12 protein-coding genes are annotated in these 15,012 nt (G+C 48.9%); all 12 read left to right on the plus strand.

Annotation, left to right across the window (positions count from 1 at the left end; translation table 11 throughout):
• Positions 1 to 65 precede the first annotated feature (65 nt).
• The 12 genes from HII30_RS12675 (at position 66) to HII30_RS12730 (ending at position 14,997) form a co-directional block, all read left to right on the plus strand.
• A complete protein-coding gene (locus tag HII30_RS12675; RefSeq protein WP_169505418.1) occupies positions 66 to 3,617 on the plus strand; it encodes an S-layer homology domain-containing protein in 3,552 nt (1,183 codons plus the stop codon).
• Between the two features lie 254 nt (positions 3,618 to 3,871).
• Positions 3,872 to 4,069 carry a cold shock domain-containing protein gene (locus tag HII30_RS12680; protein ID WP_169505419.1) on the plus strand — a complete coding sequence of 66 codons (198 nt, stop codon included), beginning with the start codon at positions 3,872 to 3,874 and terminating at the stop codon, positions 4,067 to 4,069.
• Between the two features lie 515 nt (positions 4,070 to 4,584).
• On the plus strand, positions 4,585 to 5,361 hold the full coding sequence (locus HII30_RS12685; RefSeq protein ID WP_169505420.1) for a YveK family protein: 777 nt from the start codon (positions 4,585 to 4,587) through the stop codon (positions 5,359 to 5,361).
• Positions 5,342 to 6,025 (plus strand): CpsD/CapB family tyrosine-protein kinase, encoded by a 684-nt coding sequence (locus tag HII30_RS12690; protein ID WP_343045105.1) that lies wholly within the window; start codon positions 5,342 to 5,344, stop codon positions 6,023 to 6,025. The genes HII30_RS12685 and HII30_RS12690 overlap by 20 nt, the downstream gene beginning before the upstream one ends.
• 71 nt (positions 6,026 to 6,096) lie before the next feature.
• A complete protein-coding gene (locus HII30_RS12695) occupies positions 6,097 to 7,926 on the plus strand; it encodes a polysaccharide biosynthesis protein (RefSeq protein ID WP_343045106.1) in 1,830 nt (609 codons plus the stop codon).
• Positions 7,927 to 7,942: 16 nt separating this feature from the next.
• On the plus strand, positions 7,943 to 9,067 hold the full coding sequence (locus tag HII30_RS12700) for a DegT/DnrJ/EryC1/StrS family aminotransferase (RefSeq protein WP_169505422.1): 1,125 nt from the start codon (positions 7,943 to 7,945) through the stop codon (positions 9,065 to 9,067).
• Positions 9,068 to 9,106: 39 nt separating this feature from the next.
• A complete protein-coding gene (locus HII30_RS12705) occupies positions 9,107 to 9,721 on the plus strand; it encodes a sugar transferase (RefSeq protein WP_246246357.1) in 615 nt (204 codons plus the stop codon).
• Between the two features lie 4 nt (positions 9,722 to 9,725).
• Positions 9,726 to 10,343, plus strand: a complete 618-nt coding sequence (locus HII30_RS12710; protein WP_169505424.1) for an acetyltransferase — start codon at positions 9,726 to 9,728, stop codon at positions 10,341 to 10,343.
• Between the two features lie 3 nt (positions 10,344 to 10,346).
• Entirely contained in the window at positions 10,347 to 11,441 is a 1,095-nt protein-coding gene (locus HII30_RS12715; protein ID WP_169505425.1) for a glycosyltransferase family 4 protein, read from the plus strand.
• A 36-nt stretch (positions 11,442 to 11,477) separates the two neighbouring features.
• On the plus strand, positions 11,478 to 12,797 hold the full coding sequence (locus tag HII30_RS12720; RefSeq protein WP_169505517.1) for a nucleotide sugar dehydrogenase: 1,320 nt from the start codon (positions 11,478 to 11,480) through the stop codon (positions 12,795 to 12,797).
• Positions 12,798 to 12,800: 3 nt separating this feature from the next.
• The gene (locus tag HII30_RS12725) at positions 12,801 to 13,817 is read left to right on the plus strand and encodes an SDR family oxidoreductase (protein ID WP_169505426.1); all 1,017 of its coding nucleotides are present in this window, start codon (positions 12,801 to 12,803) and stop codon (positions 13,815 to 13,817) included.
• 55 nt (positions 13,818 to 13,872) lie between these two features.
• Entirely contained in the window at positions 13,873 to 14,997 is a 1,125-nt protein-coding gene (locus HII30_RS12730; RefSeq protein ID WP_169505427.1) for a glycosyltransferase family 1 protein, read from the plus strand.
• Positions 14,998 to 15,012 lie beyond the last annotated feature (15 nt).

The following is a 15,012-nucleotide window of genomic DNA, read 5'->3' on the forward strand; positions in this document are numbered from 1 at the left end:
TTTTATCGAAGAACTTGTAGACTTGGATTCCTATAACAATTAGAGAAGCACTCGAGGAGGCTAACATGGGAAAGAAAACTCATGGTACAGTAGCAGGACTGTTGGGATTAAGTATGATGCTGGGGAATATTGGAGGTGTTCAAGCACAATATGCTAAAGACATCTCAGGACATTGGGCTGAACAGAAAATCCAGAAATGGCTGGATGCTGAATATTTGACCGGTTATCAGGACGGAAGCTTCAAACCCAATCAAACAGTCACACGCGCAGAATTTGTAGCAATGATTAACCGTCTCTTCGGATACAGCGAACAAGCGGAGATCAGCTATAAGGATCTTGCGAAACAGAACTGGGCTTACAAAGATATTGCAGCTGCTGTACAAGCAGGATACGTTCAAGGATATGAAAATAATACAATTCGTCCTAACTCTCCCGTAACACGGCAAGAAGCTGCTGTTATCGTAGCGAACATACTGGGAGTTAACCCGGTGGATAACGGTATATTAGGTCAGTTCTCTGATGCAGGTCAAGTTGCATCTTGGAGCAAAACCGCCGTTACATCCGTGATTGAGAACAACGTAATGCAGGGGTATCCGAATCGAACATTTGCACCTAAAAAATTGCTCACACGAGCAGAGGCAGTCATGCTGATCGATACTGCTAAGTTTAAATATGACGAACTGAAAACAGTTACATATGATACTGCTGGAACCTTCGGTCCTGAAGAGGGCCAAGATGTTATTGAAGGGAACGTGATTATCTCAACAGCTGGCGTGATCTTAAAGAACGTCGAAATCAAAGGCAGTCTTACCCTTGCTGAGGGAATCGGTGAAGGCGATGTCACAATTCAAAATGTAAAAGTCCACGGAGATACTAATGTGCAAGGCGGGGGCGCTAACTCGATTCACCTGGTGGACTCCGTGCTCGTGAATGTCATTGTAAACAAGAAAGACGGAAGTGTGCGTATCGTTGCTCAAGGATCTACGCAAGCGGACAATGTCATCGTACAATCCGCGGTGAAGCTTGAAGAGATCGATGCTACCGGTGTCGGATTTACAGATGTTCAATTGGCCAAAGAGCTGTCAGTGAACGCCCAAGTTGTGCTAAATGGTACCTTTGATGATGTCGACATTGCAGCCGCATCGATCTCGGTACAGCTGGAACGCGGTGCGATTAGCACCCTGAACGTTCAAGAATCTGCTGGCGGCACTTCGGTTACATTGTCCAGTGGTTCGAATGTAATTAAGCTTGTGCTGGATGCCGTAGCTAAGCTGCTGGGAACTGGTACTATTTCCACTGCAGTGGTGAATGATGGAGCACAAGATTCCGAATTTGCCAAAGCTCCAAACAACCTTGAAGGCCCACAAAAGGACGCTGTGAAGGTTCCGCCTGCAGCACCTCCTGTATCAACCGGTGGCGGCAGCGGAGGATCCTCTGGAGGAGGGTCCGGTGAAACACCAACTCCACCATCCGCCGATCAAGTAGCGGCCAATAGCGTGACAAATAAAATTGCTGCGCTGCCTGCTGTAGACAATCTGACGCTAGCTGATGAAGCTAGAGTTAATGATGCTAAGGGTGCATTTGATGCGTTGACCACTGCGCAACAGAATCTGATTAGTGGTGTAAACAAATCGAAACTAAGTCAATCAGTAGCTAAAATTGCAGAGTTAAAAGCAGATTTGGAAGAACAGCAGACGCCAAAACTAGTAATTGATGACTATGTAACCTATCAGGTAGAGAAAAGTGGAACCACCTATAAGGGTGTCCAAGTACGGATGATCCTGAGTGATGAAGAGAAAGCGAAGATCCAGGACAACGATGTAGTACGAGTGACGTTGATGAAGGATCAAGAGGAGTTGGCGACCAGCACCCTGAATGCATCAACGGCAGAAGAAATTAAAGGGAAGTTCGGGAATACATTTGACGAGGTGGGCGGTTATGGCTCGACGCTGTTTGCACCAAATCAAGTATACCCATCTGGCAGCTGGACGACCGAATGGAATAAGCCGTTGATTACAGCTGAGGACAAACCGACAGGTGCGAAAGTCGAAATTCTGCGCGGTGGGAAAGTCATCTCCATTGTAAATACAACGGAAGCGCTGAACGAGACATTTACAGATGGTACAAGTCAGTCGGCGTTTACGTGGGGCAGCATCATAGAAGAACAGACACCAAAACCAATGATTAAAGATTATGTGACGTATGCCGTAACTAAGGAAGAAGGCATATACAAGGGTGTCCAAGTACGGATGATCTTGAGTGACGAGGAGAAGGACAAACTTCGGGACAATGACAAAGTTGTGGTGTCGCTCATGAAAGATGACGAAGTGCTGGCGACCAGCACATTGAATGCGGAAAAGGCAGATGGTATCAGAGAGAAGTTTGAAAACGAGTATGCCGGCGAGGGAGGATATGGTTCAACACTGTTTGCACCAAATCAAGTATACCCATCTGGCAGCTGGACGACTGAATGGACAAAGTCATTGATTACAGCTAATGACAAACCGACAGGTGTCAAAGTCGAAATTTTGCGCGGGGAAATAGCCATTTCTAGCGTAACCCGAGATGAAGCGTTAAACGATACATTCACCGACGATTTAAGCTCGACTTCTTTTACATGGGACAGTATTATTGATGAAGTCTTTAGCCTAAAACCAGTCATTGCTGACTATGTAACATATGCCGTAGCTAAGGAAGAAGGCATATACAAGGGTGTCCAAGTGCGGATGATTCTAAGCGATGAAGAAAAGGCCAAGATTCAGAAAGACGACAAAGTTGTCGTTTCTCTCTTGAAAGATGACGAAGTGCTGGCGACCAGCACCCTGAATGCTTCGACGGCAGCAGATATCAGAAAGAAGTTTGAAAATGAGTTTGCCGGCGAGGGCGGATACGGCTCAACGCTGTTTGCACCAAATCAAGTGTACCCATCTGACAGCTGGACGACCGCATGGAATAAACCGTTGATTACAGCTGAGGACAAACCGACAGGTGCGAAAGTCGAAATTCTGCGCGGTGGGAAAGTCATCTCCATTGTAAATACAACGGGAGCGCTGAACGAGACATTCACTGATGGTACAAGTCAGTCGGCGTTTACATGGGACAGGATTATAGAAGAACAGACACCGAAGCCAGAAATTGCTGACTATGTAACCTATACCGTAACTAAGGAAGAAAGCATATATAAAGGTGTTCAAGTACGGATGATCCTGAGTGAGGAAGAGAAAGTCAAAATCCAGGACAACGATAAAGTTATGGTATCCCTCATGAAGGATGGCGAGGTACTGGCGACTAGCACCCTGAAAGCTTCGATGGCAGAAGATATCAGAGGGAAGTTCATGAATATATTTGATGGCGTAGGCGGTTACGGTTCGACACTGTTTGCACCAAATCAAGTGTACCCATCTGGCAGCTGGACGACCGTATGGAAGCAACCGTTGATTACAGCTGATGACAAACCGACAGGTGTCAAAGTCGAAATTCTGCGCGGGAATCAGATCATCTCCATTGTAAATACAGCGGGAGTGCTGAACGAGACATTTACTGATGGTACAAGCTCGACTCCACTTACGTGGACCAGTATTTTTGAGACAGACGTAGTAGATAACGAGATTGAATAATATGAACTAAAATCATCGCCCGGCAGCTTTTTATAAAAAATAGAGCTGCTGGGCGATTTTTTCAAATTACAGTTAATCTTCTTCACCCCTGTTTCACCCCCTCCCCTTCTGGGTAAGTACCCAATGACAGCCTTTTCATTTCTGACGCTCTCCCTGCATTTGTCCAGATTGACAATGGATATCTCTGGGTGATATAGTCGGAAATGTGGACAGTGTTGTCACACTTTATTTGATGATGAAGGGAATGTTAGTGCATGCAAGGTAAAGTTAAATGGTTCAACGCTGAGAAGGGTTATGGTTTCATCGAAACAGAAGATGGCGGCGACGTATTCGTACATTTCTCCGCAATCCAGTCCGAAGGTTTCAAGACCCTTGAAGAAGGACAAGACGTTGAGTTTGAAATCGTTGAAGGCGCACGCGGACCGCAAGCAGCTAACGTAATCAGATTATAATCATCCGGCTCTAGCCGACCTACATAGCACGGTATTGATGGTTAACAACTGAAGAATCGCTTAGCACAAATAAAGACCTTGGGATTACCCAAGGTCTTTATTTGTGCTGCCCTATGGTATTGCTACCATTATATTTACATGAATATACTGCGGGTCACACTTACATGCATATTGCCGTGTGCAATTATGAAATTCACACTGGAGTATAAATCATACTCCAAGATTTGTTTATATAGTAATTTAGGTTTTTTAATAATAAAGTCCTATAATTTGTAGAATATATTTACATTAATAAGAGTCTATTTCCTGTTATGAGTCCTAGACTTCTGGTACTATTAAATGGATGATACTTACAATATATTTACAAAAATCTACATATTACGAGGCGGGATGATTTGCGGAAGTGACGACTATAAGGTAGATAAAGGCTGATCTAAGACTTTAATATAGGTTGTTAGAAGCTGTTAAAGAATATGAAGGGAAACGGCTAATGAAGATGTTGGGAGGCATAATCTTTGTCGCGTGAATTAGATCTAAGGGACTATTTTCGAATTATACAGAAAAGAATCTGGCTGATTGCCCTTATGGTTATCCTTATATGTTCGCTTACTGCCATGTACAGCATGTTTATCAAAAAGCCGATGTATGAAGCTTCTACCAAAATTGTCGTGAACCAGATGCCCAGCCAAGTGACCATTAATCAAATCGATATTAATCAAATCAATGCGAACATTCAACTGATCAATACATACAAGGAAGTCATCAAGACACCTGCCATTCTGGATGAGGTGGTAGCCAGTTACCCGATGTTTCAACTGAACGCGGAGCAGCTCTCAGGCATGATTAATGTCACCTCTGTGAATAACACACAGGTTATGACCGTGATCGTACGCGACACCACCTATGTCAGAGCAGCCAAAATCGTGAATGCGGTTACAGAGGTGTTCGGAAGAGAAATTTCAAAAATATTTAAGGTTGAGAATGTCACTATTCTAAATATGGCAAAGCTGGATCCACCTGTGGCACCGAGCTCTGTCGAACCTAATGTTAAGCTGAATATCGGCATGGCCTTTGTACTGTCGCTGATGTTGGGAGTCGGTCTTTCCCTGCTGCTGGAATACCTGGACGATACGATCAAGACGGAAGAGGATGTCAGTGATTATCTCGGTCTGCCTACACTGGCTATGATTACAAAGACCAGCCAAGAGGACCTGCTTCATAAAGAAGACCGTTTGCATGATCTACCTTTGCCAAAGAGAGGGGGGAGTAACGGTGTCACGCACTCGAAATGAGAAGCGCCATTTGGTCACACTGATGAACTCACATTCCCCTGTTTCGGAAGCTTATCGTGCGCTGCGGACTCATATTGAATATTCAGTCGTAGATAATCCCGCCCAGATTATTATGATTACGTCCGCAGGCCGGGAGGAAGGGAAATCTACGGTCGCGGGAAATTTGGCAGTAGTCTACGCGCAAAATGAACGGAGAGTGCTGTTGATCGATGCCGTTCTCCGAAAGCCGGCGGTTCATCGGATGTTTCAAGTATCCAGTCCGGCAGGCCTTTCGTCATTGTTGTCCCATCAGATCGACTTGGAGGATGCCGTACAGGAAACGGGGATTCCCCATTTATATGTGATGACTTCAGGTCCCATACCCCCTAACCCGGCTGAACTTTTAGGTTCGGAGAAAATGAAAGAGTTACTGGAGCAGCTTCGAACGCAGTTCGATATCATCCTGATTGATACTCCGCCGCTGCTGGCTGTAACGGATGCACAGCTCCTGGCTTCCCAGAGTGATGGAGTGCTATTGGTCATGCATGCCGGCAAGGTCAGGAAGGAAATTGCGGTCAAGGCTAAAGAAAATTTGCAGAGAGTGAATGCCAGATTGCTCGGAGTTGTGCTCAATAAGGTCAAGCGGAAAACAAGTGAGAAATACTACTATTATTATGGGAACTAACATGCTGATATCCAGAACTCTTTTCGCAGCATACATATCCGGGTTGTTCTCATCCGTGGAGGCGGACAAATGTGAAATTTGGAAGAGACTCTGCACTGCTGATCCTGCAGGACGCTGCCATTATATGGGTTAGTGTTATAGGTTCCTATTGGTTTAGGTTCTACTATGACTTTCCGATTGAGTACCAGTTACAAATGTACCGTCTGTGTGTGTTAAATACCATTTGTCTCGGTTTTTGTCTGTACTATTTCCGCTTGTATCATAGAGCCTGGCGATATGCTAGTATCGATGAGCTTTTAGCCATTGGCAAGGGAGTTTTGGTAGGAGGGGTAGTATCCCATATATGCTCATGGCTGCTGTTTTCCGAGCCTGTTCCGTTATCGGTATTCGTCCACTCCATCGAGAATATTCTGCTGCTTGTCTGCGGAAGCCGGTTTGTTTGGAGATTGATGAGTCCGAAGGTCACGAAGGAAATCCCGCCGGAGGGGTTCACCCATGTGCTGATCGTGGGGGCGGGGGCGTGCGGCGTCATGATTGTCAAGGAACTGAAAAGCTCCAGGCGTGCCATGAAACCGGTCGGTTTTATCGATGATGACTCCGGTAAATCCAATCTGCAGGTGTATGGACTGCCGGTTCTGGGGAACCGGGACAGGATTCCCGAGATTGTAGAGCGATATAAGATCAAAGAAATTATTATTGCGATTCCATCCGCTACGAAGGATGACATCTCCCAGATTGCTAGAATTTGTAAAAATACAGGTGCAGCGTTGAAAATGATACCCCGTATCGATGATCTGATTTCGGGCAAGGTGTCACTGAGCACCGTGAGAGAAGTCAGTGTGGAGGATTTGCTTGGCAGAGAACCTGTTCAGACAGATCTGGCCGGGATTATGAATTATGTAAAGCATCAAACAGTGCTGATCACCGGTGCTGGCGGATCGATCGGTTCGGAGCTGTCCCGGCAGCTGGCTGGCTATCATCCGGGGAAGCTGCTGCTCCTGGGACACGGAGAGAACAGTATCTACCAGATCGGGAGAGAACTGAAGAAGGATTATCCGGAACTCAGCTGTGAATTGATTATTGCTGATATCCAGGACGAGAAGCGGATCGACCAGATTTTTCGGGTGCACCGGCCCCAGGTTGTATTTCACGCTGCTGCCCACAAGCATGTGCCGATCATGGAGCGGAATCCGGCCGAGGCCGTGAAGAACAATGTATTTGGCACCAAAAACGTGGCAGATTGCTCCAGCCGTTACGGTGTGGACCGCTTTGTTCTGATCTCGACAGATAAGGCGGTGAATCCGACCAGTGTTATGGGAACGACCAAGCGGATTGCCGAAATGTACATCCAGAGCTTGAGCGCCTCCAGCCAGACTAAATTTGCAGCCGTGCGCTTTGGCAATGTACTGGGGAGCCGCGGCAGTGTGATTCCGGTATTTAAGCAGCAGATCCTAGAAGGCGGCCCGGTCACTGTTACGCATCCGGAGATGGTGCGTTATTTCATGACGATCCCTGAGGCTGTGCAGCTGGTACTGCAGGCAGGTTCATTTCTCAAGGGAGGAGAGATTTTCGTGCTGGATATGGGGGAGCCGGTCAAGATTGTGACGCTTGCAGAAGATTTAATCCGATTGTCGGGATATGATCCATACAGTGAGATCGATATTGCTTTCACGGGAATTCGCGATGGGGAGAAGATGTATGAGGAGCTTCTGACCGATGAGGAGCATACGACGGCCACCTGTCATAACCGGATATTCGTGGGCAGATCAGGTGATCTCAGCATCCATCAGATGGAGCTGGAGCTCGCCAGGCTGCGGAAGATCACAGAGGATGATACCACCTCGGTTCAGGAAACACTCAAGCACCTTGTTCCGAAATATGAGGCAGTACCTACAGGTTAGGAAGGAAGGCTTCGGGATGGATGACAAAATTTATCTCGCTTCACCGCATATGAGCGATGAGGGATATGAGATGGAATATATCAGGGAGGCTTTTGACACCAACTGGATCGCACCCCTGGGCAGGAATGTAGACGAGTTTGAATGTGAACTCGCGAATAAGGTTGGCACCAAGGCGGCAGCTGCGCTTTCCTCCGGAACAGCAGCGATCCATATGGCTCTAAAGGCGGCTGGAGTCCGGGAAGGAGACCTGGTATTCTGCTCTACCCTTACGTTTTCCGCCACGGTGAACCCGATCCTTTATCTGAACGCCGTCCCGGTATTTATTGATAGTGATGCTGAAACGTGGAATTTGTGCTCTGCGGCGCTGGAAAGAGCTTTTGAGAAATACCTCAAGCTTGGATTGAAGCCTAAGGCGGTGCTGGTGGTTCATATTTACGGCTTGTCTGCCGATCTGGACCGCATTTCAGACATTTGCAGAACCTATGATGTTCCTCTGATCGAAGATGCGGCAGAATCGCTGGGCACCACCTATAAGGGGAAATATACAGGGACCATTGGCGATTACGGGATTTACTCTTTTAACGGAAACAAGATTATAACCACTTCAGGCGGAGGCATGTTTGTTACCGGGGATGAAGAACAAGCGGCCAAGGTAAGGTTCTGGGCCACCCAGAGCCGGGATGAAGCAAGGCATTATCAGCACAGCGAGCTGGGTTACAATTACAGACTGAGTAATGTCCTGGCAGGTATCGGAAGGGGACAGCTGAAGGTTTTGGATCAGAGGATCCGGAAGAAACGCGAGATTTTTCAATATTATACCCGGGAGCTTGGCGGGCTGGACGGGGTGGAGATGATGCCAATCCGGGAGTGGAATGAACCGAACTGCTGGCTGTCCTGCATCACCCTGCATGGCGCGGTGCGTCCGCTGGATATTTTGCTGGCCTTGGAAAGAAACAATATTGAAGCCAGACCCCTCTGGAAGCCGATGCATATGCAGCCTGTATTCGAATCCTATGATTTCATCGGGGAGGGCGTCTCGGAACAATTGTTTCTAAATGGCATATGTCTGCCGAGTGATACCCATATGGACATCGAGGATCTGCACAGAATTGTATCCATCATAAATAAGCTGTGGGAGTAGAGGCAGAGAATGCGTACCGAAGGCTTTTATTCTAAATTTATGAAAAGACCGTTAGACATTACAGCCTCCCTTCTCGCCATCATTATGTTATCGCCGGTTCTGCTCATAACAGCTCTGCTGGTGAAAGTGAAGCTGGGATCGCCTGTCATCTTCATGCAGCAGCGCCCGGGACTTCAAGAGAAGCTCTTTATGCTGTATAAGTTCCGAACAATGAGAGATCAGAGGGATGAGCAGGGGAATCCGCTCCCGGATGAGCTGAGATTGACCCGGTTTGGCCAATGGCTGAGATCCACCAGCCTGGATGAACTGCCTGAGCTGTTCAACATCCTTAAAGGGGATATGTCGATGGTAGGGCCAAGGCCACTGTTGGTGCAGTATTTACCGCTCTATAACGAAGTTCAGCGGCGCCGCCACGAAGTTAGGCCCGGTTTATCCGGGCTCGCACAGATTAATGGACGGAATGCCATCAGCTGGGAACAAAAATTCAAGCTGGATATCGATTACGTGGAACGCATCACCTTCATGGAAGATCTGCGTATTATCGGGGCCACCATCGTTAAAACGGTGTGCCGAGAAGGGATTCATGCTCCGGAGTCTTCCACCATGGATGTCTTCGTTGGCACGAAGGAGCGGGACGAAAAGAGAGGAAGCTGAGGACATGGGCAAAAGCCTCATCATTATTGGCGCCGGTGGTCATGGTCGAGTTACAGCGGATGCGGCTGTTCAAATGGGATTGTGGGACCGGGTCTTCTTTGCCGATGATCGTCCTGACTTGTCTAATACAGCCGGACACGAAGTCATTGGAACCGTAGAGCAGGCCTTCGCCTATATTGACCGCTCAGATTATATAGTTGCGGTAGGCAGCGGCCGGATCAGAAGGAATATACAAGTGTCGCTGGAATCCCGTGGGGCGGGTCTCGCAACGATCATTCATCCGTCTGCGATCATTGGAAGCGAAGTGTTGCTGGGCAGGGGAACGGTAGTCATGGCAGGGGCTGTGATTCAGTGCTCTACAGCCATAGGCAAAGGCTGCATTATTAATACCCGTGCAGCGATAGATCATGATAATACGATCGGGGACTATGTCCATATCTCTCCGGGCGTGTGTCTGGCAGGTAACGTCTCGGTTGGAGATCATACCTGGATGGGGATCGGAAGTGCCGTGATCCATAATATTACGATTGCCGCCAACTGTATGGTGGGAGCAGGAAGCGCAGTCATCAGGGACTTAACTGAGGCTGGAACTTACGTGGGCGTCCCGGTAAGGAGATTATAGAAGATGAAAATTCTCATACTGGCCAACTATGGAATGGGATTGTATAAATTCCGGAAAGAGCTCCTGCAGGAATTCATTCAGCAAAATCACGAAGTCTACATCTCCTTGCCCAGAGATGAATATACCTCGAAGCTTGAAGATCTGGGCTGCCGGTTTGTGGAGACCTCTGTTGACCGAAGGGGCACGCATCCAATCAGGGATCTGGGGCTGCTGATGTTTTACATTCGGCTAATGAGGAAGATCCGGCCGGATATTGCGCTTACCTACACGATAAAGCCCAGCACCTTCGGTGGTGTGGCCTGCCGATGGACAGGCACTCCCTATATTGCGAATATAACGGGACTAGGCACTGCGATGGTAAACAAGGGAATGATGCAGAACATCACCAAGACTCTGTACAGGCTCGGGCTGAAAAAAGCAAGGTGTGTGTTCTTTCAGAACGTACAGAATAAGCAGTTCTTTACCGGGCATCGCTTGATCAAAAAGGAAGCTGCTCGTCTGATCCCCGGTTCCGGGGTGAATGTTACAGAGCATTCCTATGAAGAATATCCGCCTGCCGGTGAAACACTGAACTGCCTGTTTATCGGCCGGATCATGAAGGCCAAAGGGATTGATGAGCTGCTTGAGGCTGCTGGCAAAGTAAAGGTCCGATACCCTCATATCCGGTTTGATCTTGTGGGAGGGTGCGAAGAGCACTATGAGGACAAGCTGGCGGATTACGAGAATCGGGGCTTGATTACATATCGTGGCGTTCAAACGGATGTTAAATCTTTTATCAGAAAATCCCACGTCGCGATCCTGCCCTCCTATCATGAGGGCACGGCCAATGTTCTGCTGGAATCTGCGGCGGCAGGACGCCCGGTGCTGGCTTCGCGTGTTGCCGGATGCGTCGAGACATTTGATGAAGGGATCAGCGGGCTGGGCTTTGAGGTCAAGGATGCGGACAGCCTGGCAGAGACGATTCTTCATTTTGCTAATCTGCCTCATGAAAAGAAGCAGGCGATGGGAGCAGCAGGGAGAGCGAAGATGCTGAGTGAATATGACCGTAAACGGGTTGTCGGCGCTTATCTGGAGGAATTGGACAAGATCAATCGGTAAAGGGGAATTCGAATGGGCCTGATGCAGACAACTCGGATGAACGTGTACGAGAGATTAGTTAACAAGGAAGCGAAAATTTCTTTAATCGGGCTGGGATATGTAGGTATGCCGATTGCTGTTTCATTCTCCAGACAAGTGCAGGTCATTGGGTTTGACATGAATCAAGCCAAAATCGACCTTTACCAGAGCGGAATTGATCCTACACGGGAGGTCGGCGATGAGGCAATCGCGGGATGCTCGGTGGAATTTACTTCTGATGAAACCAGGCTGAGGGAGGCGGAGTTCCATATTGTAGCTGTTCCCACTCCCATTAAACCGGATTGTACTCCGGATTTGGGTCCGCTGATGGCGGCAAGCCGTACACTGGGCAGACATCTTGCTGAAGGCTCCATCGTGGTGTTTGAATCCACGGTGTATCCAGGGGTCACCGAGGATCTATGTGTCCCTATTCTGGAAGAGGCGTCAGGGCTTCAGTACGGGACCGGCTTTAAAGTCGGCTACTCCCCGGAACGCATCAATCCCGGAGACCAGGAGCACCGACTGGAGACGATTGTTAAAGTGGTCGCCGGCATGGATGAGGAGACGCTGGATGTGATCGCCCGGGTGTACGAGCTTGTCGTAGAGGCCGGCGTTTACCGCGCCGAATCCATCAAGGTCGCGGAAGCGGCCAAGGTCATTGAGAACTCGCAGCGTGACATCAATATCGCGTTTATGAATGAGCTGTCGATGATTTTTAACAAGATGGGCATCGATACCAACGCGGTGCTGGAGGCAGCAGGCACGAAGTGGAACTTTCTTGGTTTTCGTCCGGGGCTTGTCGGCGGGCACTGTATTGGAGTGGATCCCTATTATTTGACCTACAAGGCCGAACAGCTGGGCTATCATTCCCAGATCATATTGTCAGGCAGACGGATTAACGACTCGATGGGAAAGTATGTAGCTGAAAATCTGATCAAGCTGCTGATTCAGGCCGATGTCCCGGTAAAAACAGCCAAAGTCGGCATTCTCGGATTTACATTTAAAGAAAACTGCCCGGACACCCGCAACACCCGAGTCATCGACATCGTCCAGGAGCTTGCCGAGTATGGCATTCAGCCGCAGATCGCCGATCCGGCTGCTGAGGAGGCGGAAGTCCGGAAGGAGTATGGTCTGGAGCTGGCTTCCTGGGAGGGGATATCGGGCATGGACGCGGTTATTCTCGCCGTGGCTCATGATGAATTCCGGCGCTTAACCCCGGACATCATCAACACGTTTTATAGACATGACACCAGCGCTAATCCCGTATTGCTTGATCTGAAGGGGATGCTGAACCGCAAAGAATACGAGATGCTGGGTTATACGTACTGGAGGCTGTAACCTATGGGGGAGAACATACAGAAGAGTAGAACGGGACAGCGGGCGTTCGGCTCCCGTGAATGGAAATTTGAAAAGGATGCGGTGTTTCTCGTTACCGGCGGCGCCGGATTTATCGGCTCCAATCTGTGCGAGGCCATCCTGGGCCTGGGCTATGAGGTGCGCTGTCTGGATGATCTGTCGAACGGCAAACCGGAAAACGTCGATTTCCTGGCGGCCCATCCCGGCTACACCTTTATTCATGGTGATATCCGCGACTATGATACCTGCCTCGCGGCCTGCCGAGGAGCACACTATGTTCTTCATCAGGCTGCCTGGGGCAGTGTTCCGAGAAGCATCGAAATGCCTCGGCTGTACGAAGAGGTTAACATCAAGGGTACGCTGAACATGATGGAAGCCGCCAGGCACAGCGGAGTTCAAAAATTTGTATACGCCTCAAGCTCTTCCGTATATGGCGATGAGCCGACCCTGCCCAAGAGAGAAGGCAGAGAAGGTCGGGTTCTCTCCCCTTATGCACTGACCAAGAAGGTCGGAGAAGAATACGGCCGGCTGTATACCCAGCTCTATCAGCTGGATACCTATGGCTTAAGGTACTATAACGTGTTCGGCAGAAGACAAAATCCAAACGGTGCCTATGCTGCCGTAATCCCCAAATTTATCAAGCAGCTGCTGAATGATGAGCGGCCGGTCATTAACGGAGACGGAAAACAGAGCCGGGACTTTACGTACATCGACAATGTCATACAGGCCAATTTGAGGGCTTGCCTTGCTCCCCATGATGCCGCAGGCGAGGTGTATAACATCGCTTTCGGTGGACGCGAGTACCTGATCGATATTTATGATGATCTGTGCAGTGCGCTGAACAAACACATCGAGCCTGTTTTCGGACCGGAGCGGGCCGCTGATATTAGACACAGCAATGCGGATATCGCCAAGGCAAGAGAACGGCTGGGATACAATCCGGACATTAACTTTCATACCGGCATCGCTCTAGCACTCGAATGGTACAAGGAGAATTTGTAAGGAAAGCTGTTGCAGGAAGCCAATTTCCCGCAGCGTGCACAAGGAGATACATACCATGAAACAGCCGTTTCGCATATTGCATGTCGTTGGCACGATGAATCGTGCGGGAACCGAAACCATGCTGATGAACCTTTACCGTCAGATGGACCGGAGCCGAATCCAGTTTGATTTTATGATACACACCCATAAGCAGGGGGACTACGATGAGGAAATTCTGCAGCTGGGCGGCCGATTATACCGGATGCCCATGTATGAAGGGATTAATCATCTCTCCTACTGCCGGGCCTGGAGAAGCTTTTTAGCAGATCATCCGGAACATGCCGTGGTACACGGGCATATAGGAAGGTCTGCAGCCATTTACTTGAGGCTGGCCAAAGCCCGCGGAAGATTCACAATCGCTCACAGTCATGGCATGAAGAAAGGCGGCGGCAGGATGAGAAGATTGCTTATTCCGCTGTTGGCTTATCCGACCCGATCTGCCGCTCATTACTTCTTTGGATGCTCGAGGGCAGCCGGAGTAGACCGATTTGGTGTGAAAGCAGCAGCATCCGATCAATTCAAGGTACTGAATAATGCGATATTTGCCGAGCGGTTCCAATATTCCCGGGAGCTGCGGTATGAGATGCGCGGCCAGTTAGAGGTGGAAGGGAAATTTGTCATCGGTCATGTTGGCCGGTTTACCGCCCCCAAGAATCACAAGAGACTCATTCAGATCTTTAAGTCGATGTGCCTCCGCCAGTCAAATGCGGTATTAATGCTTGTCGGTGAGGGCGAGCTGCGCGGCATGATCGAGCAGGAGGTTGAACAGGCTGGCCTCACGGAACGTGTTATGTTTACCGGTGGACGAGCAGATATCGCAGAGCTGATGCAGGCAATGGATGTATTTGTGTTTCCTTCCCTGCATGAGGGCCTGGGCATTGTCACGATTGAAGCGCAGGCAGCCGGATTACCGTGCATTGTCTCGGATTCGATCCCGGCTGAAGCTTTTATTACGAAGAACATACAAGCCATTTCGCTGGATGAACCGCCAGATGCCTGGGCAGAGGCAATTGTACAGTATGCCGGCGGATATGAACGAGAGAGCACATGGAACGAGATAAAAAGAAACGGGTTTGACATCGCAGATACGGCCCGATGGCTCGAGGACTTTTATCTGTCAAAAGCAGGCAGTCCACAATGAAGAAACCGATGGGGC

Origin of the sequence: Paenibacillus lemnae (genome assembly GCF_012933385.1) — a bacterium.
Taxonomy (GTDB): Bacteria; Bacillota; Bacilli; order Paenibacillales; family Paenibacillaceae; genus Paenibacillus_AQ; species Paenibacillus_AQ lemnae.

Excerpts from the sequence above, each read along its gene's own strand:
- HII30_RS12675 (WP_169505418.1), top strand. The coding sequence starts at position 66 with ATGGGAAAGAAAACTCATGGTACAGTAGCAGGACTGTTGGGATTAAGT.
- HII30_RS12680 (WP_169505419.1), top strand. The coding sequence starts at position 3,872 with ATGCAAGGTAAAGTTAAATGGTTCAACGCTGAGAAGGGTTATGGTTTC.
- HII30_RS12700 (WP_169505422.1), top strand. The coding sequence starts at position 7,943 with ATGGATGACAAAATTTATCTCGCTTCACCGCATATGAGCGATGAGGGA.
- HII30_RS12705 (WP_246246357.1), top strand. The coding sequence starts at position 9,107 with ATGAAAAGACCGTTAGACATTACAGCCTCCCTTCTCGCCATCATTATG.
- HII30_RS12710 (WP_169505424.1), top strand. The coding sequence starts at position 9,726 with ATGGGCAAAAGCCTCATCATTATTGGCGCCGGTGGTCATGGTCGAGTT.
- HII30_RS12715 (WP_169505425.1), top strand. The coding sequence starts at position 10,347 with ATGAAAATTCTCATACTGGCCAACTATGGAATGGGATTGTATAAATTC.
- HII30_RS12720 (WP_169505517.1), top strand. The coding sequence starts at position 11,478 with ATGAACGTGTACGAGAGATTAGTTAACAAGGAAGCGAAAATTTCTTTA.
- HII30_RS12725 (WP_169505426.1), top strand. The coding sequence starts at position 12,801 with ATGGGGGAGAACATACAGAAGAGTAGAACGGGACAGCGGGCGTTCGGC.
- HII30_RS12730 (WP_169505427.1), top strand. The coding sequence starts at position 13,873 with ATGAAACAGCCGTTTCGCATATTGCATGTCGTTGGCACGATGAATCGT.